The 19,886-nt window shown below is 69.8% G+C and carries 23 protein-coding genes; 9 read left to right on the plus strand and 14 right to left on the minus strand.

The genetic code is table 11. From position 1 onward, the window contains the following. The first annotated feature begins 15 nt into the window (after window positions 1-15). From IE075_RS00740 to IE075_RS00755, 4 genes are all read left to right on the plus strand, one after another. On the plus strand, window positions 16-1,152 hold the full coding sequence (locus IE075_RS00740) for a polyketide cyclase (RefSeq protein ID WP_189452369.1): 1,137 nt from the start codon (window positions 16-18) through the stop codon (window positions 1,150-1,152). A 238-nt stretch (window positions 1,153-1,390) separates the two neighbouring features. Further along, complete coding sequence (locus tag IE075_RS00745) at window positions 1,391-1,738, plus strand: DUF423 domain-containing protein (protein ID WP_229792246.1); 348 nt, start codon at window positions 1,391-1,393, stop codon at window positions 1,736-1,738. After that, the gene (locus IE075_RS00750) at window positions 1,738-2,409 is read left to right on the plus strand and encodes a DNA-3-methyladenine glycosylase family protein (RefSeq protein ID WP_189452373.1); all 672 of its coding nucleotides are present in this window, start codon (window positions 1,738-1,740) and stop codon (window positions 2,407-2,409) included. The genes IE075_RS00745 and IE075_RS00750 overlap by 1 nt, the downstream gene beginning before the upstream one ends. Before the next feature lie 94 nt (window positions 2,410-2,503). Beyond that, on the plus strand, window positions 2,504-2,902 hold the full coding sequence (locus tag IE075_RS00755) for a hypothetical protein (RefSeq protein WP_189452375.1): 399 nt from the start codon (window positions 2,504-2,506) through the stop codon (window positions 2,900-2,902). 36 nt (window positions 2,903-2,938) lie between these two features. On the opposite strand, the gene IE075_RS00760 is transcribed toward IE075_RS00755, so the two are convergent. The 7 genes from IE075_RS00760 to IE075_RS00790 form a co-directional block, all read right to left on the minus strand. Then, complete coding sequence (locus IE075_RS00760) at window positions 2,939-3,748, minus strand: M15 family metallopeptidase (RefSeq protein ID WP_189452377.1); 810 nt, start codon at window positions 3,746-3,748, stop codon at window positions 2,939-2,941. 9 nt (window positions 3,749-3,757) lie between these two features. Then, on the minus strand, window positions 3,758-5,113 hold the full coding sequence (locus tag IE075_RS00765; protein WP_229792247.1) for an alpha/beta hydrolase: 1,356 nt from the start codon (window positions 5,111-5,113) through the stop codon (window positions 3,758-3,760). Between the two features lies 1 nt (window position 5,114). Further along, window positions 5,115-5,294: a DUF4177 domain-containing protein gene (locus IE075_RS00770; RefSeq protein WP_189452379.1), complete on the minus strand. Its 180-nt coding sequence runs from the start codon at window positions 5,292-5,294 to the stop codon at window positions 5,115-5,117. Further along, entirely contained in the window at window positions 5,291-5,476 is a 186-nt protein-coding gene (locus tag IE075_RS00775; RefSeq protein WP_189452381.1) for a type II toxin-antitoxin system antitoxin, read from the minus strand. Before IE075_RS00775 ends, IE075_RS00770 begins: the two co-directional genes overlap by 4 nt. Continuing rightward, a complete protein-coding gene (locus tag IE075_RS00780) occupies window positions 5,476-5,823 on the minus strand; it encodes a hypothetical protein (protein WP_189452383.1) in 348 nt (115 codons plus the stop codon). Before IE075_RS00780 ends, IE075_RS00775 begins: the two co-directional genes overlap by 1 nt. A 10-nt stretch (window positions 5,824-5,833) precedes the next feature. Beyond that, entirely contained in the window at window positions 5,834-6,697 is an 864-nt protein-coding gene (locus IE075_RS00785) for an SPFH domain-containing protein (RefSeq protein WP_189452385.1), read from the minus strand. Between the two features lie 99 nt (window positions 6,698-6,796). Beyond that, on the minus strand, window positions 6,797-7,723 hold the full coding sequence (locus tag IE075_RS00790) for a hypothetical protein (RefSeq protein ID WP_189452387.1): 927 nt from the start codon (window positions 7,721-7,723) through the stop codon (window positions 6,797-6,799). Window positions 7,724-7,834: 111 nt separating this feature from the next. Between IE075_RS00790 and purT the strand changes: the two genes are divergently transcribed. Then, a complete protein-coding gene (gene purT, locus IE075_RS00795) occupies window positions 7,835-9,067 on the plus strand; it encodes a formate-dependent phosphoribosylglycinamide formyltransferase (RefSeq protein ID WP_189452389.1) in 1,233 nt (410 codons plus the stop codon). Window positions 9,068-9,109: 42 nt separating this feature from the next. After that, the gene (locus tag IE075_RS00800; protein ID WP_189452391.1) at window positions 9,110-9,508 is read left to right on the plus strand and encodes a hypothetical protein; all 399 of its coding nucleotides are present in this window, start codon (window positions 9,110-9,112) and stop codon (window positions 9,506-9,508) included. Between the two features lie 57 nt (window positions 9,509-9,565). On the opposite strand, the gene IE075_RS00805 is transcribed toward IE075_RS00800, so the two are convergent. From IE075_RS00805 to IE075_RS00835, 7 genes are all read right to left on the minus strand, one after another. After that, window positions 9,566-9,931 carry a cupin domain-containing protein gene (locus tag IE075_RS00805; RefSeq protein WP_189452393.1) on the minus strand — a complete coding sequence of 122 codons (366 nt, stop codon included), beginning with the start codon at window positions 9,929-9,931 and terminating at the stop codon, window positions 9,566-9,568. A 46-nt stretch (window positions 9,932-9,977) separates the two neighbouring features. Then, window positions 9,978-11,348, minus strand: coding sequence for an endonuclease/exonuclease/phosphatase family protein (locus IE075_RS00810; protein ID WP_425489345.1), 1,371 nt, complete (start codon window positions 11,346-11,348; stop codon window positions 9,978-9,980). Beyond that, window positions 11,243-11,998 carry an arginyltransferase gene (locus IE075_RS00815; RefSeq protein ID WP_189452395.1) on the minus strand — a complete coding sequence of 252 codons (756 nt, stop codon included), beginning with the start codon at window positions 11,996-11,998 and terminating at the stop codon, window positions 11,243-11,245. Before IE075_RS00815 ends, IE075_RS00810 begins: the two co-directional genes overlap by 106 nt. A gap of 106 nt (window positions 11,999-12,104) precedes the next feature. Then, the gene (locus IE075_RS00820; RefSeq protein ID WP_189452397.1) at window positions 12,105-12,929 is read right to left on the minus strand and encodes a hypothetical protein; all 825 of its coding nucleotides are present in this window, start codon (window positions 12,927-12,929) and stop codon (window positions 12,105-12,107) included. Between the two features lie 31 nt (window positions 12,930-12,960). Beyond that, window positions 12,961-13,860, minus strand: a complete 900-nt coding sequence (gene tesB, locus IE075_RS00825) for an acyl-CoA thioesterase II (protein ID WP_189452399.1) — start codon at window positions 13,858-13,860, stop codon at window positions 12,961-12,963. Window positions 13,861-13,977: 117 nt separating this feature from the next. Continuing rightward, window positions 13,978-15,582, minus strand: coding sequence for an MFS transporter (locus IE075_RS00830; RefSeq protein WP_189452401.1), 1,605 nt, complete (start codon window positions 15,580-15,582; stop codon window positions 13,978-13,980). 173 nt (window positions 15,583-15,755) lie between these two features. Further along, window positions 15,756-16,331, minus strand: a complete 576-nt coding sequence (locus IE075_RS00835) for an N-acetylmuramoyl-L-alanine amidase (protein ID WP_189452403.1) — start codon at window positions 16,329-16,331, stop codon at window positions 15,756-15,758. 40 nt (window positions 16,332-16,371) lie between these two features. Here IE075_RS00835 and IE075_RS00840 point away from each other — a divergent pair, with 40 nt between their 5' ends. From IE075_RS00840 to rlmKL, 3 genes are read left to right on the plus strand one after another with little or no spacing between them, the layout of a single operon-like run. Then, a complete protein-coding gene (locus tag IE075_RS00840; protein ID WP_189452405.1) occupies window positions 16,372-16,887 on the plus strand; it encodes an MOSC domain-containing protein in 516 nt (171 codons plus the stop codon). Beyond that, window positions 16,884-17,414, plus strand: coding sequence for an alpha/beta hydrolase (locus tag IE075_RS00845; RefSeq protein WP_189452407.1), 531 nt, complete (start codon window positions 16,884-16,886; stop codon window positions 17,412-17,414). The genes IE075_RS00840 and IE075_RS00845 overlap by 4 nt, the downstream gene beginning before the upstream one ends. A 3-nt stretch (window positions 17,415-17,417) precedes the next feature. Beyond that, entirely contained in the window at window positions 17,418-19,856 is a 2,439-nt protein-coding gene (gene rlmKL, locus IE075_RS00850) for a bifunctional 23S rRNA (guanine(2069)-N(7))-methyltransferase RlmK/23S rRNA (guanine(2445)-N(2))-methyltransferase RlmL (RefSeq protein ID WP_229792248.1), read from the plus strand. Window positions 19,857-19,886: the final 30 nt, after the last annotated feature.

The following is a 19,886-nucleotide window of genomic DNA, read 5'->3' on the forward strand; positions in this document are numbered from 1 at the left end:
CTGGAGAACCCAAGAATGACCCGTCTGCTCGAAATTTTGATCTCGGTGGCGATCGTCGCCGTGCTGTTCCTCGCCGTGGGCCTGGTGCTGCCGTCGAGCCGTCACATCTCCCACTCCGTGGAGACCAACCGCAAGCTGACGATCGTGTACGACACGCTCAACAGCCTCGGCCGGTTCGACGAGTGGAACCCGCTTGTCCTGCGCGACCCCGCGATGCAGATCAAGCTGTCGGGTCCGGAGTCCGGCAAGGGCGCGCGCCTGGACTACGTGTCTAAGGAAGACGGTCTCGGTGAAGGCAGCTGGGAAATCGTCGAGACGGAACCGCGCAAGAGCGTGACCTACGCGATCGAGAACCCGGAGCGCGGCGAGAACAAGCGCACCAAGTTCATCCTCGAGCCGACCGGCCGCAACGGCCGCAACGTCGAAATCACGCAGACCTACGACGTCGACTACGGCTGGAACCTGCTGGGTCGCTACGCGGGCCTGTACGTGAGCAGCAGCGTCGGCGAGGACATCAAGATGGGTCTGCGCCGCCTGAGCAACATGCTCGCGGGCGTGCCGAACTACGACTACGCCGACCTCGCGAAGGACGACCCGAGCCGCGCACCGAAGCTCGAACAGCGTGAAGCAGCCAACCTCCTCGTCGTCAGCGCCGCGGTCGATCGCGACAACGAGAAGGTCAAGGCGCAGATGCAGAGCAACATGGAGTGGATCAAGAAGGTCATGGCGGCAAACAACCTCGAGCCCGCCGGCCCGGTCCGCATCATCACGAACGAGTTCGGCGCCGAGACGTATTCGTTCGACGTCGCGCAGCCGGTCCGCAAGGCGGGCTCCGGCTCGGCCGCTGCTGCAAGCGAAGGCGAAGAGGGCGCTGCTGCCGCAGCACCGGTCGCCGCCGGTCCGGTGACGCAGCTCGAAGGCCTGAAGCTCGATGGTCCTGTCGAGCAGGTGTTCAGCCCGGCCAGCCGCGTGGCGACCGTGCCGTTCACGGGCCACATGGCGAGCCTGCCGAAGGTCCGCGACGCAGTGCGTGGCTGGGCGATGACGCGCGGTTACGAGGCTGGTGAGCGTCCGTACGAGGCCTGGATCAACGGGATCGCGCCGGGCTTCACCGAGGAAGGCGAGTTCAAGGTGTACTGGGCGATCAAGTAAGCGCCGCAGTTCATCGCAGTGGATCGACGCGCCGCGGGCAACCGCGGCGCGTTCTTTTTTGGGGCGCCGGCGCCCGGGCGGTGGGCCGGGAAGCGACGCCTTTTCGTTCGAGGGAGGCGGAATGTTCGGCCGGGCAGCTCTTGAACGCGACGGGCGTGCGCGGTAAGCGAGCGGGCGTCGCTGCTATCGTGCGACGCCGCGTTCCTGAGGCTGCCCGATGTCGACCACCGCACATGCCATGCGCGTTTCACCCTGGTTCGGGGCTGTCGGCGCATGGCTCGCCGGTGCTTCGGTTGCGCTTGCGGCATACGCGTCGCACGGGGTTGAGGGCGAGGCGCGCGAACGCTTGATGCTAGCGGCGGTGTTCGCGTTCGGGCACGGACTTGCGGCCGCGGCGATCGCGCCGCAGGCGTCGCGGCGGGCCGCCCGGTTCTCGCTTGCGCTCCTGCTGATCGGCGTGGCGCTGTTCTCCGGCAGCCTTGTGGCGGCACAGTTTTTCGGCACGCCTACGCGTTTCGCACCGCTCGGCGGCACGCTGCTGATGCTCGGTTGGCTGGTGCTCGGCATCGACCGGGTGCGTCGCTGATGCCGCGCCACGCGCGCGGGTTCGATGTCGATGCCGCCCACGCGCACCTCATGCGCGTGGATCGCAAGTTCGGGGCATGGATGCAACGCATCGGTCCCATTCCACGCGATCCTCGCTGGCGTGCGCCGTTCGATCCGGTCGACGCGCTGGCGCGGGCGATTCTCTACCAGCAGCTCAGCGGGAAGGCAGCCGCGACGATCGTGGGCCGCGTCGAGACCGCGATCGCCAGCGATCGATTGCACGGCGACACGCTCGGCCGCTGTGACGACGAAACGCTGCGTGCCTGCGGCGTATCGGGCAACAAGCTGCTTGCGCTGCGCGACCTCGCGCGGCGTGAGGCGCTGGGCGAGATCCCCAACCTCAAGCGGATGGCGGCGATGAGCGACGACGCCATCGTCGAGGCGCTCGTGCCCGTGCGAGGCATCGGCCGCTGGACGGTCGAGATGATGCTGATGTTCCGGCTTGGTCGGCCCGATGTGCTGGCAGTGGACGACCTGGGCATCCGAAAGGGTCTGATGCGCGTCGACGAAGCCGACGTCATGCCGACGCCGCGGGAAACTCGCGAGCGCGGAAACGTCTGGGCGCCGTACCGCAGCTACGCCGGGCTCTACCTGTGGCGCATCGCAGACTTTGCAGCGGACGCTGCGGCGACGCCGCGTTCGCAGGGCTGACGTCGATCACGCGCCCTCGGCGTCGCGGCCGCTAGCGTCGCCGCGAGGCTGACGGCCTGGGCCGCGGCCATGCGTCCAATCGAGGAGGTGCTGCATGTCCCTGAGGAATTCCTTGACGTTGAAATCGCTGTGCGCCGGCGCTGCGCTCGGCCTAGCGGTCGCCGCTGCGCCGGCCGCCGCAGACCCGTCCAACAAGTGGCGCATCGAGATCAGCAGCGATGCCGACAGCGCCGGCACGATCGTGTTCGAGTTGCTGCCGGTCGGCGGAGAGCCGATTGCCGTGGCCGTGCAGGTGCCGGATGAGACCGACGAGAACGACGTGGCCGACCTCATCCGCGACACGATGGAAGCGCAGCTCGCAGGGCGCTACAGCGTCGAAGTCGATGACGGCGAGGACGTGCTGGTCAAGAAGCTCGACGGCGCGGCCGATTTTGACCTGCGCGTGCGCGAATCGACTGTTGCGGATCTGGGGATCAACCTCGACCGCGAGTAGGCGGGCGCGGCGCGAAGACGTTCGCGCCGCTTTGCATCAGTCCGACTCGGCGGGGCTGTGGCACCAGTGCCACGGCTCGTACACGATGCCGTGCGGGTTGTCGCGCGGATAGCTCATGGCGAATCCGTGCGCTGCAGCGTGGCGCTGCAGCCAGGCGAAGGCCGGGGTGCGCTCGAACGATTCCTCCGCAGGCGGCTCGCCGGGCGCGCCGATATCGAGCGCGCGGCCCGAATGATGCTCGCTGTAGCCGGGCGCGGCGTTCACCGCGAGGATCGCATCGAGCGTGAGGCCACGCGCGAGTTTGCGCTCGACGATGCCGAGCTGATAGTCGTGGCTGCGATAGCCGGAGATCGCCTCGAGAACTACACCGTCGTGCCGCGCGGCCGCTTGCATGCGTTGCCACGCGCGCGCCGCCTGGGCGTCCAGCCACAACGCGCGGCGATAGCGGTCTACGCCAGCGAACGCCAGGCGCGCGGGCTCGGCGACCAACGGCAGGCCGGTGCGCAGCGCGTACCGGTCGTCGAGGCCGAGGCGTTCGAGGTGCGCGGCAATGCGGTCGAGCGACAGCAACTTCGGCGGCCGTGAATCGTGTCCGCGGCGATCCGATGTCTCACGCAGCGCGGCAAGCGCCGCATCGGCGCCGCCGTCCCGCTGCCAGCCGGGCAGCAGGTCCACTAGGCCTGACACCGTGTGCGCGGCCAAAAAGCGGCCGTCGCGCTTGCGTCGCAGTACGCGGCTTGCGCCGGCGATCATGCGCGCGTCGCGGTTGCTGCGCGCTGAGAGCAGCCGCGCGGGCCACAGTTCGATGTCGGGGGTGTTGATCAGCGGAAGGGCGGGAACTCGCATCGGTGCAGGTTAGCGGGCCTCGCCGGTGTCGGGCAGGGCGGGTGGGCGCTGCACGGTGACCCAGCCCGCGATATCGGAAATCAATTGCGCATCGACGCGACCGGCAGTCTGGTACTCGGCGATCGAGCCGGGGCCTTCGCCCGCCATGCCGAGATGATTGAGCGCCGGATAGTGGCGCAGCGTTGCGCGCGGCGTGTCGGCCAACGCCTGCTTCCATTTCTGCCAGTCGGCGTCCGTGACCTGGATGTCGCGGCCGCCGTGCAGCAACAGCAGTGGGAGCGTCGTGGCCTTTGCTTCGGCAACCGGGTCGACGCGCTCGAGTGCCCGCCAATAGCGTGGAGGGAGGCCCATCGGCGACTCGCCGGCCGGGACGGCCGCGTCACTGCGCACCGACGCGATCTGCCGGGCAAGGACCTCGATGCGTGCTTTTTCATCGGCCGAGACGGCGCCGTCCATGGCCGCGAGACGATTGTGTTGCTCGAGCAGAATGTCGAGTACAGGGCGCGCCGGGGCGGCCAGCAGGATCAGGCCTGCGAGCGGGCTGGCGCCGGACGCGATGCGCGGTGCGAGCATGCCGCCCAGGCTGTGGCCGAGCACGAACACGCGCTGCGGGTCGATGCCGGGCGTCGCCTTCAGCGCCGCCACCGCAGCGACCGCGTTCCGCGTGGTCTCGTCGTCCATGTCGAAGTCGCCCGACGCGAAATCCTGCGGGCGCGCATGCGTGCGCTTGTTGTACCGCAACGTGGCGACGCCGTGTTTGGCGAGGCCGCGCGCGAGGTCGAGGAACGGGCGGTTGGGACCGATCGTCTCGTTGCGGTCCTGTGGGCCTGAGCCATGCACGAGCACGACGGCGGGCAGCAGGGTGCCGTTCGCGGCATCCGGGAGCGTAATGGTGCCCGGCAGCGCGTGTTCGCCCGTGCCGATCCGGGCATCGCGCTCGGTGAAGCCCGCATCGGCGGCAGGTGGCGTGGGCGGAGGTGGCGCGGCCGGGGCGATGAAGAAGCCAACGATGCGGCCCTGTGCATCGACCGCAATCTGCGCGTCGAGTGCCGCTTTTTCATGGCGCACCGGAATTACCACGACATCGGTCCCGTCCCGCTGGGACACGCGCGCGTCGCCCCGTCCGATGCGCGCTCCTGCCTGCGCCGGCAGGGACTGCCAGACCGCGCGCAGCTTGTCCGCGCCGATCGCGGCCCGCATCTCGGGCGAGAAGCGCGCGGCCGCCGCCTCGTAAGCGCCGCGGTCCAGGTCGTCGAGCAAGCCAGTCGCGATCGACACCGGCTCAATTTTTGGTGCTGCGGCAGACCACGGCGCGATGACGAGCATCGAGAGCAGGAAAAGAATCCGGATCGTCTGGAGTGTCACGTCACTGCTCCTTCTTGAACACGGCCACGCACGGACGCGTCGGGGCGGAGAAGGCGATGTTCACGAGCTCCCAGCCCTGCGCGCCCTGTCGGTTGAGCTCTTCCTGGATGTGCTCGGGCTTCACGCGCCCCATGAAGCCCGGCCTGATCTCGACCACGTTGTAGATCCATTTCGATTTCATGTTCCATCCTCGTCCTTCCTGGATTCATCGGTTTTCGGCAAGCGCCCAGCCTTGCGCAACGCGTCGCGCAGCACGTACTCGATCTGTGCATTGAGGCTGCGCAACTCGTCGTCGGCCCACCGCTGTGCGGCGGCGAGCACCTCGGCGTTGATGCGCAGCGGGTAGGCCTTCTTCTCGCTCATCAGCGGCGTGGAGGCGCGCCGTCGCGCATGCGGGCCCGCGCGACGCTCACGACGAGGGCGAGGCCAAGCAGGTTCACTACCACGACCATCGCGACGACAACCGCCTGTCCGCGCCCGGCGTCGTGGCCGGCCCAAAGCAGCCCGCCGGCCGCGCCGAGCATTGCGAAACCGACTGCGAACAGCAGCCGCGAGATCCGGATCGCGAAGCCGACGGGATCGACGAGTCGCGAGGCATCGATCCCGTGGATCAGGTGCAGACGACCGCGGCGCACGTAGTACGCGATCACGAACACCGGCAGGCTCGTCAGGCCCACGAGCAGGGGGGCAATCAGCACATCGTTGAGCATCGCGGCCTCCTCAGTACAGCGTGCCGGCGTTGACGACCGGTTGCGTCCCGCGATCGCTGCAGAGCACGACGAGCAGGTTGCTCACCATGTGGGCGCGACGCTCCTCGTCGAGCTTCACGGTGCCGCTCTTCTCGAGCTCCGCGAGCGCCATTTCGACCATGCCGACCGCGCCCGCGACGATGCGCGTGCGCGCCGCGATGACGGCGTTCGCCTGCTGCCGCTGCAGCATTGCGTGTGCGATCTCCGGGGCGTAGGCGAGATGGCTGATGCGTGCATCGAGCACCGCCACGCCGGCGTCGGCGAGCCGCTCGCCGAGCTCGGCCTTGAGGTGATGGCTGATCTCGAGCGCGTGGCTGCGCAGCGCAAGCTGGCCTTCTTCGTGCTGGTCGTACGGATAGCTCGTCGCCATGCCGCGCAGCGCGGACTCGGATTGGATGTGCACGAAGCTTTCGTACTCGTCGACGTTGTAGACCGCTTCGGCCGAGTCGACGACCTGCCAGACGATCACGGCGGCGATCTCGATCGGGCTGCCGTCGAGCTCGTTGACCTTGAGCTTGCCGCTCTCGAAGTTGCGCACGCGCAGGCTGACCTTGCGCTTGGAATAGAAGGGGTTGTTCCAGCGCAGGCCGTCGTGCTTCACGGTGCCGACGTACTTGCCGAACAGGCTCAGCACCGCGGCCTGATTCGGCTCGACCATGTACAGGCCGAACAGGCAGAACACGGCGATCGCGCCCGCCAGCGCGGCGACGAGCGCCTGCACTCGGTCGCCGTCGCCGGCACCGTCCAGGAACGCGACAGCGCATCCCGCCACTGCCACGAGCAGGGCGAGCAGCATCGGGATGCCGGGCAGGGACCGGATGGTTTTCTCTTGCATGACCGTCGCTCCTCTCAGGTGCACGCTGACGCGTAGGTTGATATCAAAAAGATATCACCAAAAATCGAGAGTGGGCGGTGAGCCGACGAACGGTCGTGGTCAGGGCACGATCCGGTAGAGCGGCGCTGGGATGAACTCGCCCGTCGCGTACAGCGTCCGCCCGTCGCGCGACCAGGCCAACGCCTCGGCCTGTGGCAGCACCGGCAGCACCCGCACGTCCGGTGCGTCGGTCACGGCGCTCCGCCACGACTGCCGCGCATCGCGCCGGTACAGCAGCAGGTGGCGGTACGTCATCACGGCGAGCGTGTGCCCGTCCGGTGACACGTCGGCGGCGGTGACGTGACTCTGCATGCGCTGAAGGCGCGTCAGCGGACGATCAGGCGTCGCGACCGGGCGCGGCACGCCCGCGAGGGTGCCGACGCGGCGCGCGGTGAGCAGCCCCTCGTCGGGCGCGCGAAGCGGCAGGCGAAACAGCTCGGGCGGCTCGCGTTTCTTCGAGACCAGCAGCACCTGCCGGCGCGCGACATCGACGCCCACGGCCTCGCAGTCCCGTGGCCCGTCGGGCCAGCGGAACGCGATCGACCAGGCCGGCTTGAGCCGTGCATTCTCGAGCCGTGCGGGCTCTTCGACCACATGCAGCTGCAGCGAACGACGCAGCCCGCCGTTGTCGCCCACGTCCGCGATCAGCAGGTACGCGCGGCCATCGAGTTCGAACGAAGCCAGGTCTTCCCAGTCGGTCTTCGGCACGCCCTCGACGCGGAACGTCGCGATGCGCTGCCCGCGCGCGTCGATCGCGAACAGGCGCTCGGGGTTGCCGCCGTCATCGACGGACCACAGCACGCCGGGGTGCAGGCGGGATGCAGCGAGGCCGCTGATTTCATCGAGCTGCGGGTCGACGACCAGGCCGCTCAGGCGTGCACCCGATGTGTCTTCGGGCGACTCGGCGGCGCATGCAGTCAGCAGCAGCGCGAACGCGATCGTCCATGCGAGGCGCAGCAGTGCGGCAGGGCGGATGCGGGGCGACATGGCGGCAGGATCGCATGCACGCGCGCGGCTCCCAACCCGTTGGCCGACGCACGCACTTGTGTCGTGCACACCGACGGTAGACTGCGCGCCTTTCCGCCAGGACGCTCCGCCATGACGCCTTCCGATGCCCCGGTTTCGCTCGGCACGCCGCTGACCCCGCACGCCACGCGCGTGCTGCTGCTCGGTTCGGGCGAACTCGGCAAGGAAGTCGCGATCGAGCTGCAGCGGCTCGGCGTCGAAGTCATCGCGGCCGACCGTTACGCCGATGCACCGGCGATGCAGGTCGCGCACCGCGCGCACGTGATCGACATGCTGGACGCGACCGCGCTGCGCGATCTGGTCGCGCTGGAGCGGCCGCACCTGATCGTGCCGGAGATCGAGGCGATCCACACGCAGACGCTGGTGGAGCTCGAGCACGAGTTCGCCGAGCGTGGCACCGCAACGCGCATCGTGCCGACCGCGCGCGCGACGCGACTGACGATGGACCGCGAAGGCATCCGCCGCCTCGCTGCGGAAGAGCTCGGCCTGCCCGTGTCGCCGTACCGCTTTGTCGACACCCGCGCCGAATACCGCGAGGCCGTCGACGCGATCGGCGTGCCCTGCGTGGTCAAGCCGGTGATGTCGTCCTCGGGCAAGGGCCAGAGCACGCTGCGCGACGCGGCGGGGGTCGACGCCGCGTGGGACTACGCGCAGAGCGGCGGCCGGGCGGGCGCCGGGCGCGTCATTGTCGAAGGCTTCGTCGACTTCGAGTACGAAATCACCCTGCTCACCGTGCGTCACGCGCGTGGGACGAGTTTCTGCGCGCCGATCGGGCACCTGCAGCGCGACGGCGACTACCGCGAAAGCTGGCAGCCGCAGCCGATGAGCGCGCTCGCACTCGAGCGCTCACGCGACATCGCGCGGCGCATCACGGACGCGCTCGGCGGGTGGGGATTGTTCGGCGTCGAGTTGTTCGTGCGGGGCGACGAGGTGTGGTTCAGCGAGGTCTCGCCACGCCCCCATGACACCGGGCTGGTGACACTCGCCTCGCAAACGCTCAGCGAGTTCGCACTGCACGCGCGCGCGATCCTCGGCCTGCCGATCCCGGCGGACGACGGCGGCGACGTGCCGCTGCTGGCCACGTCGGCCTCGTGCGCGGTGCTGGCCGAAGGCAACGGCGTGCCGGTGTTCGACGCGGTCGACGCCGCGCTCGCCGTGCCGACGTCGCAGCTGCGACTGTTCGGCAAGCCGCGCGTCGAGGGCAAGCGCCGGGTCGGCGTCACGCTCGCGACTGGTGCGGACGTCGACGAGGCCCGCGCACGCGCTCGCGAGGCGGCAGAGAAACTCCACATTGCGCTGCGCTGAGCGGCTCGATCGGGTCCAGGTTCGGTTTGACGGAGAGAGGCAATGCCCGAGCAGCACGGTTACGCGGTTTTCCTCTACGACAACGCGCTCGAGGCGCTCGGCGCCTGCGTCACGCCGTACCTGTGCGATGGCCCCCAGGGCAAGCACCTCGTGTGCCGCGACGTCGACACGGCGGGCAGCTTCGTCGAGATGACGCTGCTGGGCTGCGATCGCGAGGGGCGGGAGACGGACCTGGAGTTCATCGTGCCGACGAACATGGTCAAGCTCATCGTCTCTTCGCGGGCCGACGCGCCGTTCGGCTTCATGCCGCGTCCTGCCGGCGGGCTGACCACGGCGTTGCCGCCACTCGGTCCGACCGCATCGCCGGTGGATGCGCCGTCGCAGGCGATGCCCGATTCCGATGCGGGCCCCGAGCCGGTGCAGACGCCGGCTCAGCCCTAAGCGCGCCGAGCCCTCACTGCTGCCGTGTGCGTCTGAGGCCTCGGCGCGGCCGCGCCGCTACACCCAGAGGTCGTTCGGCGCGGTGCGGTCGCCGCCCGCGTCGCCGGTGTTCACGACCCCGCGGGGCTCGACGAGCATGATCCGGCATTCACCATCGGCGATCGGGCGGTGCTCGACGCCGCGGGGCACGACGAACATCTCGCCGCTGCCGAGCTCGACGCGCCCGTCGCGGAATTCGAGGACGAGGCGGCCTTCGATGACGATGAACACCTCGTCGGTGTCGTCGTGACGGTGCCAGATGAACTCGCCCTCGATCTTCGCGAGCTTGAACTGCACGTCGTTCATTTCAGCCACGACGCGGGGCGACCACTGGGCGTCGATACGCGCGAATTTGTCGATCAGGTTGATTGCTTCGTATCCCATCGCGGGCTCGGATCCAGGGTAGACCGCCTGCGGATGAGACCGCGGGCTAGTCAGTGGCGGGCAGGGTGACGTCGATCCACACGGCGCGATGGTCGCTCGCGCCTGCGAGGGCCGCATCGGGCGAGTCGGCCGGCGGCCAGAAGACGCCGGCATCGTGCACGCGCAGCTCGCGCGAGGGCAACACGTAATCGAGACGAAGCGTGCCGGTCCGCGGGCCGAAGTCGCCGGTGTGCGCGGCCGTGTCGCCGCGACGCGGCAGGCTGTGCGCCGATGCGCGCTCGGGCGCGCCTGCGCTGCGGGGCACGACGGAGCCGTTGACGCGCGGATGCGCGACGAGCTGCGCGATCGCCCCCGGCTCGCCTTCGCCGTCGGTCGGATCCGCGTTGTAATCGCCGGCGATCACGAATGCGGCGTCGGGCGACAGGCCACCGCAGCGGCCGCGGTCATCGCACAGCCATTTCGAGCTGCCGCCGTCGAGATAGCGCTTCCACAGCCCGATCTCGTCGAAGTTGCGCAGGCCGTTGCGATTTTCCGGGCCGTCGAACACCGGCGGCGTCGGATGGGCCGCCAACAGGTGCAGCACGCCCTGCGGCGTGTGCACGGGGACGTCCCAGTGCGATTTCGACGACAGCCGGAGTTGCGACCAGACGTGCGGCGGGTACCACGGCTGACCCGTCTCCGGATCGACCGGCGCATGCGCGCCCGGCAGCGTGCTCCAGCGCAGCCGCTGGAACGTGCGCACGGCGTTCGCGTCGATCGGGAAACGCGAGAGCACAAGCATCCCGTACTGCCCGGGGTGCAGGCCGTAACCCCAGGCGTTGTTGCCGCGCTTGCGTGCGGCTTCGGCGGGATCGTCAGCGCCCGCATCAACGCCGGGCAGGCTCCCGCTGCGATCGAGATCCAGCCCGCTCGGCACGCCGGTGTTCACTGGCGCGAGGAATCGGTACGGGTAGTGGAGGGGCCTGCCGCCGCCGGATTGCGCCACTTCGAGGTAATGCCGCTGGAACAGATCGGCCGCCCGATGCGCCGGATCGAAGTCGAACTCGTTGAGCAGGACGATGTCCGGCCGAACCCGTTGCAGCACGGCGGCGATGCGGCGCGCCGGCTCGTCGCCGGCTTCAAGCCGGTTGATCAGCCGGCCGGAGACGTCGTCGTACAGCGAGGTGTTGTAGGTCGCCACCCGCAGTGGCTCGGGGCCGGGCCGCGTGCCATGCACGTTCACGCGCACGCAGGCAGTGACGAGCACGCCGGCCGCGAGGCCCAGCCAGAACGCGGGCCCGCGCCACCAGACGGCTTCCGACGACCGCCGGCTCACGCGTCCACGGTCTCTGCCAGATCGCGCCAGTGGCGGCCGTCGAACCCCTCGAGCGGGCGGAAGCGGCGCTTGTAGTCCATCTTGCCGTGGCGCGCGAGCCAGTAGCCCAGGTACACGTGGCCGCGGTGCTCGCGGCGCGCCCATTCGATCTGGTGAAGGATCGCCAGCGTGCCGAGCCCGCGGTCGACGTGGTCGGGGTCGTAGAAGGTGTAGACCGCCGACAGCGCATCGGCGGTGACATCGGTCACCGCGACGGCGCGCAAGGGGCCCGGGCCTCTTCCGCTTGGCGCGGGGTCGCGGAATTCGAGGAATCGCCCCTCGTTCCAGCTGCCGATCAGGAATTGGTCAAACTCGGAAGCGCCGTGCGTGTCCATGCCGCCGCCTGCGTGGCGCGCCTTCAGGTAGCGGCGATACAGCGCGAGCTGCTCGTCCGTGCGGTCGGGCGCGCAGACGCGCATCTGCACCTGCGCATTGCGAGCCAGCGTGCGTCGCTGGCTGCGGCTCGGCGTAAAGCGGTCGACCGGGATGCGCACCGCCACGCATGCGCGGCAGGCCCCGCAATGCGGGCGATAGACGATGTCACCCGAGCGGCGAAACCCCCAGCCGAGCGCAAGCGGATACCAATGGGCGAGGCGCGGGTCGCGTGGATCGAGGACGAGGTCGCGCGCGACCCGGTCAGGCCAGTAACCACACGGGTGCTCACTCGTGTGGAAGAGACGCAGGTCGTCGCCGTGCAGGTGCTGGGAGCCCATCGACTGAGAATAAACCCGCGTTCCTGGCTGCGCCGCGTGACGGGCCGCAGCCGGAACGCGGTTTGACAGCGATTCATGCGCACGCTTCGGCGTGCGGGCGGGGGTCTCAGCCCTGCATCGAGACGTGTCGCAGCGTGTCGGTGACGCGCCAGGCCCCGTCGACGTACCGCAATTGCAGCGTTTTGTAGCTGCCGTACAGCTGGTGGTGGTACGCCTCGAGTTCGACGGTCGCTGCATCGGGCGCGCTCGGCGTGAACCGGCGCACTTCGACGATCAGCGCCGGTTGGCGGGTGTTGGGCAGCACGCTGCCGGTCTCGCTGTCGGCCACGCGACGGCAGTGCGACGCTGGAACCGACGTGAACGGTTTGCGGGCGACGGTGTCGATCAGCGCTGCAGGGGCGTCCCGCCCGTCGACCGACAGGCAGAGGACGGGGAGATTGGCCTCGTCGTACGCATGCGCAAACGCTGCTCGCGCAGCACTTGGCGGCGTCGCCTGCTGCGTCCCAAACGGGGGCGAGGCGAACTGCGGCGCCGGCGGGCTGCGCAGTGCATCGAAGACGGCCATGCCCCCCACGATGACAATGCCGCCGACCAGGGCGAGCTTGATACGCGTGGCGCGACGGCGCGACGCATCGGGGCCCGCCTGCGTCTTGGGTTCGAAGCGGAACGGCGCATTCCCAGGCCCCGCGCCGCGCGTGCTGTCGATCAAACCCGCTGCACGCAGCAGCTCACGCGCGCGCACTTGGTCCTCCGACTTCGCGACCCACACCGCAGGCTGCGGCCCGCCCTTCTCGCTGTAGCTGAATGCCCCCCGGCGGTTGCCCTTGTACGAGCGGCCCTGCGTGACGCGCACCTCGATATCGTCGTCGCGCAGCAACTGCGCGACACGTTCCACGTTCTCGAGCCGCGGGCTGCTGAACACCTGGCGCATCGGTCAATCCTCGGTCCGGAACGGGCGGGCCTCAGCCCTTGGCAGGCACCTGGCCGACCGCTGCGGCCGACTGCACGACGCGGATCAGGCCTTCCTGCGCGGTGCTGGCCACAAGCCGGCCCTGACGGTCGTAGATCATGCCGCGGGCGAGGCCACGGCCGCCTTGCGCGCTCGGGCTGTCGAGCGAATACAGCAGCCAGTCGTCGGCGCGGAACGGACGATGGAACCACAGCGCGTGGTCGAGCGACGCCATCTGCACGTTCGGCTGGTAGTAGCTGATGCCATGCGGGAACGTCGCCGTTCCGAGCAGGTGGAAGTCCGACGCGTACGCAAGCAACGCGCGGTGCAGTTCGGCGGCGTCGCCGACCTTCTCGGTCAGGCGGAACCACACCTGCTGGTAGGGCGGCCGCTTCGGCGGCTTGAGCTCGTCGCGCGGGTAGACCTGGCGGAACTCGAACGGCCCTTGGCGTGACAGCCAGCGCTGGATCTTCTCCGGCAGCTTCGCCATCACCTGAGGTGGCACCGTCGGCGAAGGGTCGACGTCCTCAGGCATCGGCACCTCGGGCATCGTGAGCTGGTGCTCGCCGCCTTCCTCGTCCTTCTGGAACGAGGCCGCGAGGAAAAAGATCGGCTGGCCGTGCTGGATGGCCGTGACGCGACGCACCGAAAAACTGCCGCCGTCGCGCGTGCGGTCGACCTGATAGACGATCGGGGCTTCGATGTCGCCGGCCTTGAGGAAGTAAGCGTGCAGCGAATGGGCTGTGCGCGGCTCGGTCATCGTCGACTGTGCAGCCGACAGCGCCTGCCCGAGCACCTGCCCGCCAAACACGTACTTCGTGCCGATATCGCGGCTCTGGCCGCGGAACAGGTTGACTTCGAGGCGCTCGAGCGAAAGCAGCTCAATGAGCTCTGAAACGGGTGACGTCGTCATGGTCGTGCCGGAATGCGGGGCGTCAGTATAGGGCGGCACTTTTTACAGGCCGGTGGGTCCGCGGCTCCCGTCGCGTCGAGCAGGCTGTTTGGTGTCCGCGCTCACGGAACGCGGCGGCTACCGCGTCGCGATCGCCGTCTGGATTTCTTCGAGCCCGAAGCCGCGCGTCTCCACGCCGCTGCGCCAGAGCATGACCGCCGACACCGCCATTGGCGCCGCCAGCAACAACGCGGATGCGAGGAAGTTGTCAAAAAAGCCCACCACGCCGAGGCCCGCGCCGACGATGCCGCCGAACTTCGAGCTCGCCGCGATCGCGCCCGAGCCGGTGCCGCGCAAGCGCAGTGGGTAGATCTCGGCCGCGTACGGGATCAGCATCGCGATCACGCCGCTGACGCTCACGAGCAGCGCGGCGGTTGCAAGTGTCGTAAGCAGCGCCGACCGCGCGCCGGTCGCCTCGAGCGCGCCGAACACGAGAAGTGCACCCGCCGTGAGCGCGAGGAACAGGACCAGCGACTTGAAGCTGCTCCAGCGGTGGTACAGCCAGATGACGAGGCCGATGCCGGGCAGCGCGTAGATCGCCGACTTCGCGAGCAGCGCGCTTGCGCCGGCCGGGTCCACGCCCAGTTCGGTGAGGTTGACCGGCAGCCACAGCAGGAAGCCGAAATTCACGAGTCCCCATGCGGTGCCCGCAACGAGGAGGCTCCAGGTGATGGCCGCATGGCGGCCCTGCAGCAGTTGGCGTGTGCTCGCGACCGGGTGCGATTCGTCGATGACGGGCGCGCCGGGGTGCGCGGCGTCGTCAGGCTCCACGCCGTCGCGGCGGCCGGCGAAGCGCTGCAGCAGCGCCCGCGCCTGCTCGTGCAGGCCCATGCTCGACAGGAAGCGCGGCGACTCCGGGATCCAGCGGTTGAGCAGGATGATGATCGCGCCGGTCGGCAGCCCGAGCAGCCACAGCACGCGCCAGCTGAACATCGGCTCGAGCACGGCCGCGGCGCCGGCCGCCAGCAGGTAGCCGGCCGAGGTGCCGATGCCGCCGAGCGCGACGAGCAGCCAGCCGCGATGCGAGGCCGGGACAGTCTCGGCCATCAGCGTGAACGTGATCGGCAGCAAGCCGCCCGCTGACGCGCCCATGAGGAAGCACATCGCGAGGTTCCATTCGAACGACGGCATCGCGCCGCAGATCGCGGTGCCGATGAACATCAGCGCCGACAGCAGGATCGCCGCACGCCGGCCGAAGCGGTCCGCGATGCGGCCCCAAACGACCGAGCCGACTGTCGTGCCGGTTAGCGCGCACAAGGCGAGCAGGCTCGCGCGTGACTTGCCGATCTCGTACTCCGCGCTGAGGCCCGGCATCACGAAGCCGAGCGTCGCGGGCTTCATGACGTCGATCGCGAGCGTGACCACGAGCACCGCGACCAGCGTCCAGTGCTCACGGTTAAGCGGTACGCCGTCGGCCACGTGGAAGCGCAGCGGCGCGAAGCCTGCCGCAGGCGCAAGCGCGGGCCGCCGCGGCAGCATGCCGTAGGCCGACAGCACGAGGCCAAGCGGGATCATCGCCATGCCGGCCCACATCTCGGCCGTCATCGGCATGCCGACCATCTGCCAGTGGGTGTGCTCGCCCATGAGGAACATCGGCGCGTGCGCGAAGACGCCGGCCGTGATCAGCGCGCAGCCGATCCAGAACGCGACGGGATGGTGGAACGAGAATTCGGCGTTGCGCATGCGGCCCCCTGGCGACGTGCGCATGGTAGCGGTGCGAGTACGGGCGCGGCGGGTTGGCGGCGCCTCGGTCGGCCATCTTCGAACGCTTAGGAGGGCAGGGCGCGGCACCTACGATCGGCGATGAGCCGTACGCCGCCCTCGATAGGCTCCGCCGACCTAGGGGCGGACTGCGGCTACGGCCGCAGTCGCTCGAACCCCACTTGCTGCAGCACGCGCTCCCACGGGAACTGCGGGCCCGGGTCGCGCTTGCGGAACACCTCGCGCGTCGGGTCGTCGCTCGCGGGTTCCCGCGCGGTGTCGAGGTCTTCGTGGCCTGCAATGAACCGCAGCGTCGGGTGCTCGGCGTGCAGGCGCTGCAGCAGCGCGATCAGCGCGTCGATCTGCGCGTCCGGGTAGGGCTCGTCCATCGCCTGGTGGTCGGCGGCGAGCCAGTTCGGGTAGCGGCCGGTGTTGACGAGTTCGATGCCGATCGAGCGCGGGTTGTAGCCGCGCGTGTGGTGCGCGACGCGCAGCGGATCGACATAGCGGTGCACCGTGCCGTCGCGGTCGACGTAGTAGTGGCCGCTGTTGCCGGTGCCGGAGCCCGTGTACTGCACCTGTTCGCCCCAGCGCCGCGCCATGGCGAGATCGGGCAGCTCGGTGCAGTGGATGACGACGAGGTCGATCTGCTCGGCCGGGCGCACGTCGAGACGCGCTTCGTACGGCAGCGGGTCGACCTGCACGGGCAGGGGCGGAAGCTCGGGCACCATGCGCCGGATGCTAGCATTCGGCCCCGCTCCGGAGCCCGCGATGAAACTGCCTCCCGCCGATTCCGCGCTCGGCCGCCTCATGGCCTCGCTGCCGCGCAGCGGCCGCGTCGAGTGGATCGGCGTGCGGCCGGGGCGCGATGAGCCGGTCATCGAGTGCGACGAGGTGAGCGCGGAAACCGGTGCCGGCTTGGTCGGCGATCGTTACGCCGGCGGCAGCGGCAAGCGCGGCGTGACCCTGATCCAGGCCGAGCACCTGCCGGTGATCGCGACGCTCGCGGGCCTAGACGCCGTGCATCCGGCCACGCTGCGCCGCAACCTCGTCGTATCGGGCATCCCCGTCATCGCGCTCAAGGGCCGGCGCTTCCGCGTCGGCGACGTCGTGCTCGAGGGTACGAGCCCGTGCGATCCATGCTCGAAGATGGAAGAGGCGCTCGGGCCGGGCGGTTATAACGCGATGCGCGGGCACGGCGGCCTTTGCGCACGCGTGATCGACGGCGGGCGGATCCGCCGTGGCGACACCGTTGCGGCATTGCAAGCCGAATTGGATCTGCAATGACGGCCCGCGGCCACTGCATCCTCTCGCACGGGTTCGAAAGCGGCCCCGACGCGACCAAGGTCACCGCGCTCGAAGCGGCGGCGACCGCGCTCGGCTGGAGCTGCGAGCGCCCCGACTACCGCGACCTCGACGCAAAGCGTGAGGTCAGTGAACTCGGCGACGTGCTCGCACGCCAGCAGCGCCTGCTCGACCTCGCGCAGGCCGCCGCTGCTCGCGGGCCGCTCGTGCTCGCCGGCTCCAGCCTCGGCGCGTACATCAGCGCGCGCGTGACGCTCGAGGTGCCGGTGGCGGCGCTGTTCCTGCTGGCGCCGCCGACGCGCATGGGCGCCGCGCCTGCGCTGGATGCCGCCGCGGTGCCGACGTCGATCGTCCACGGCTGGGACGATGAACTGATTCCGGCGATGCATGTCGTCGATTGGGCACACACGCGCCGCGCGCGGCTGCTGCTCGTCGACGATGCGCATCGCCTTGCCGACCACGTCGACGCGAGCGCCCGTGCGTTCGCGGCGCTGCTCGAGGGGTTGTAACCGATGAAATTCTTCGCGAGCTGCGGCAAGGGCCTCGAATACCTGCTGGCCGACGAGTTGCTCGCTCTCGGCTGCGCGCGCGCGACGGCCACCGTTGCCGGCGTCAACGTCGAGGGCACGCCGGTCGACGCGCAGCGCGCCGTGTTGTGGTCGCGCCTCGCCAGCCGCGTGCTGTGGCCGCTGGCCGAATTCGAATGCGCCGACGAGCACGCGTTGTACGCGGGCGTCGCCGCGATCGCATGGCCCGAACACCTGTCGGAGGGCGACACGATCGCGGTCGATGCGCACGTCTCGGGCGACGCGCTCACGCATGCGCGCTACGCGGCACAGCGCGTCAAGGACGCGATCGTCGACACCGTGCGCGGCGCGGGTGGCATTCGGCCGGACGTCGACGTCGACGCCCCCGACCTGCGGGTGCACCTTGTCGTGCGCAAGGGCCGTGCGACGGTATCGATCGACCTGTCCGGCGGCCCCATGCACCGCCGCGGCTGGCGGTTGGCGCAGGGCGAGGCGCCGCTGAAGGAGACGCTTGGAGCCGCCGTGCTCATGCGCGGCCGCTGGCCGCGGGTGTATGCCGACGGCGGCGCACTGGTCGATCCGATGTGCGGCAGCGGCACATTGCTCATCGAAGGCGCGCTCATGGCCGCGGACGTCGCGCCCGGCCTGCTGCGGTGCGGGCACGCGGCGCCGACGCGCTGGCTCGGCTTCGATAAGAGCACTTGGCGCGGGCTCGTCGACGAGGCGATCGCGCGTGAGCGCGTCGGGCGTGCAGCGCTGCGTCCGATGTTCCTCGGATTCGATGTCGATCCGGACGCAATCCGCATCGCGCGCGACAACGCCGCACACGCGGGGCTCATGGATGCGATCGGGTGGCGCGTGGGCGACATTCGCACGCTCGACGCGGAGGCGCTCGCAGGGCTGGAGCGCGTGCGCTCGATGGTGGAACTGCCGACCAACTCAATGGGCGCGTCAGCCGACCGCCACGGTGGAGGCAGCGCAGGTGCCCCCGCCGACGCGGCTCCCGATGGACATGCAGATTCGGCCGCGCCGAACCCGTGGGCAGGCGCGCGCGCGAAACCCCCCGCACCGGCCGACCGCGCGGAGCCGGGCGACCCGTCGCGCGCCGACACCGCTCCCACGCCGCTCGACGCGACCGCGGCGGGGGCTGCGAAGTCCACCGACCGCGCGGCGGCGCCCGGTCTTGTCGCCTGTAACCCACCGTACGACCTGCGACTCCAAGCCGATCCCGCGCTCTACCGCGCGCTCGGCGATGCGCTGCGCCGCGCCGCGCCCGAATGGCGCGCGAGCCTGCTGTGCGGCAGCGTCGAGCTTGCCCATGCGACGGGCCTGCGCGCACGCAAGACCTACACGATGTTCAACGGTGCGATCGAATGCACGCTGCTCGACGTCGAGCGCATCGCGCCGCCGCAGCGCGAGCGCACGGCCGACGCCGCGCCTGCGCTGCCCGAGAACGCGCAGATGGTCGCGAACCGGCTTCGCAAGAACCTGCGCAAGCTCAAGACCTGGCGCGAGCGCGAAGACATCGGCGCATTCCGCGCTTACGACGCCGACCTGCCCGAATACTCGGCCGCGATCGACGTCTATGTTGCGGTGGACGACACGGGCCGCGTGCCCGAGCGCGAACGCACCTGGCTGCACGTGCAGGAATACGCCGCGCCGGCCGACATTCCGGCCGACCTGCAGCGGCGCCGGCTCAACGACCTGCTCGCCGCTGCACGCGAGGTGTTCGACGTGCCGCGCGAGCGTGTCGCGCTCAAGACGCGCGCCACGGGTAAGGGCGGCAGCAAGTACGGGCGGTTCGACACGCGCGGCGATTTCATCGTCGTGCGCGAAGGCGATGCGCGGCTGCGCGTGAACCTGTTCGATTACCTCGACACGGGCCTGTTCCTCGATCATCGGCCGATGCGCCTGCGCATCGCCGACGAGGCGCACGACACGCGCTTCCTCAACCTGTTCGCCTACACCGGCGCAGCCACCGTGCACGCCGCGCTCGGTGGCGCGCGCACGACGACGACCGTCGACCTGTCCGGCACCTACCTGCAGTGGTGCGTGGACAACCTCGCTGAAAACGGGCTCGGCGGCGCACGCCACCGCCTCGTGCAGGCCGATGCGCTCGCCTGGCTCGAGGCCGACACCGCGCAGTACGACCTCGTCTTCTGCGACCCGCCGACGTTCTCGAACTCCAAGCGCGCGCGCGACTTCGACGTGCAGGCGACGCACGTCCGGCTGCTCCGTGCGGCCGTCGCGCGTCTCGCGCCCGGCGGCGTGCTGTATTTCTCGAACAACTACCGTCGCTTCCGGCTCGACGAGGCGGAGATCGCGTCGTTCGCACACGTCGAGGACATTTCGGCGAGCACGATTCCGCCCGATTTCGAGCGGGACGCGCGCATCCACCGCTGCTGGCGGCTCACCCGCCGCTGAGCGCGCGGACGTCGTCGACCCGTTGCGGGC

The organism is Cognatilysobacter bugurensis, assembly GCF_014652095.1.
Classification (GTDB): Bacteria; Pseudomonadota; Gammaproteobacteria; order Xanthomonadales; family Xanthomonadaceae; genus Cognatilysobacter; species Cognatilysobacter bugurensis.

Excerpts from the sequence above, each read along its gene's own strand:
- IE075_RS00800 (WP_189452391.1), top strand. The coding sequence starts at position 9,110 with ATGCCCGAGCAGCACGGTTACGCGGTTTTCCTCTACGACAACGCGCTC.
- tesB (WP_189452399.1), bottom strand. The coding sequence starts at position 13,860 with ATGACGACGTCACCCGTTTCAGAGCTCATTGAGCTGCTTTCGCTCGAG.
- IE075_RS00775 (WP_189452381.1), bottom strand. The coding sequence starts at position 5,476 with ATGAGCGAGAAGAAGGCCTACCCGCTGCGCATCAACGCCGAGGTGCTC.
- IE075_RS00760 (WP_189452377.1), bottom strand. The coding sequence starts at position 3,748 with ATGCGAGTTCCCGCCCTTCCGCTGATCAACACCCCCGACATCGAACTG.
- IE075_RS00740 (WP_189452369.1), top strand. The coding sequence starts at position 16 with ATGACCCGTCTGCTCGAAATTTTGATCTCGGTGGCGATCGTCGCCGTG.
- IE075_RS00840 (WP_189452405.1), top strand. The coding sequence starts at position 16,372 with ATGAAACTGCCTCCCGCCGATTCCGCGCTCGGCCGCCTCATGGCCTCG.
- IE075_RS00805 (WP_189452393.1), bottom strand. The coding sequence starts at position 9,931 with ATGGGATACGAAGCAATCAACCTGATCGACAAATTCGCGCGTATCGAC.
- IE075_RS00745 (WP_229792246.1), top strand. The coding sequence starts at position 1,391 with ATGCGCGTTTCACCCTGGTTCGGGGCTGTCGGCGCATGGCTCGCCGGT.
- IE075_RS00790 (WP_189452387.1), bottom strand. The coding sequence starts at position 7,723 with ATGTCGCCCCGCATCCGCCCTGCCGCACTGCTGCGCCTCGCATGGACG.
- IE075_RS00770 (WP_189452379.1), bottom strand. The coding sequence starts at position 5,294 with ATGAAATCGAAATGGATCTACAACGTGGTCGAGATCAGGCCGGGCTTC.
- IE075_RS00750 (WP_189452373.1), top strand. The coding sequence starts at position 1,738 with ATGCCGCGCCACGCGCGCGGGTTCGATGTCGATGCCGCCCACGCGCAC.
- rlmKL (WP_229792248.1), top strand. The coding sequence starts at position 17,418 with ATGAAATTCTTCGCGAGCTGCGGCAAGGGCCTCGAATACCTGCTGGCC.
- purT (WP_189452389.1), top strand. The coding sequence starts at position 7,835 with ATGACGCCTTCCGATGCCCCGGTTTCGCTCGGCACGCCGCTGACCCCG.
- IE075_RS00780 (WP_189452383.1), bottom strand. The coding sequence starts at position 5,823 with ATGCTCAACGATGTGCTGATTGCCCCCCTGCTCGTGGGCCTGACGAGC.
- IE075_RS00785 (WP_189452385.1), bottom strand. The coding sequence starts at position 6,697 with ATGCAAGAGAAAACCATCCGGTCCCTGCCCGGCATCCCGATGCTGCTC.
- IE075_RS00815 (WP_189452395.1), bottom strand. The coding sequence starts at position 11,998 with ATGGGCTCCCAGCACCTGCACGGCGACGACCTGCGTCTCTTCCACACG.
- IE075_RS00830 (WP_189452401.1), bottom strand. The coding sequence starts at position 15,582 with ATGCGCAACGCCGAATTCTCGTTCCACCATCCCGTCGCGTTCTGGATC.
- IE075_RS00755 (WP_189452375.1), top strand. The coding sequence starts at position 2,504 with ATGTCCCTGAGGAATTCCTTGACGTTGAAATCGCTGTGCGCCGGCGCT.
- IE075_RS00845 (WP_189452407.1), top strand. The coding sequence starts at position 16,884 with ATGACGGCCCGCGGCCACTGCATCCTCTCGCACGGGTTCGAAAGCGGC.
- IE075_RS00820 (WP_189452397.1), bottom strand. The coding sequence starts at position 12,929 with ATGCGCCAGGTGTTCAGCAGCCCGCGGCTCGAGAACGTGGAACGTGTC.
- IE075_RS00835 (WP_189452403.1), bottom strand. The coding sequence starts at position 16,331 with ATGGTGCCCGAGCTTCCGCCCCTGCCCGTGCAGGTCGACCCGCTGCCG.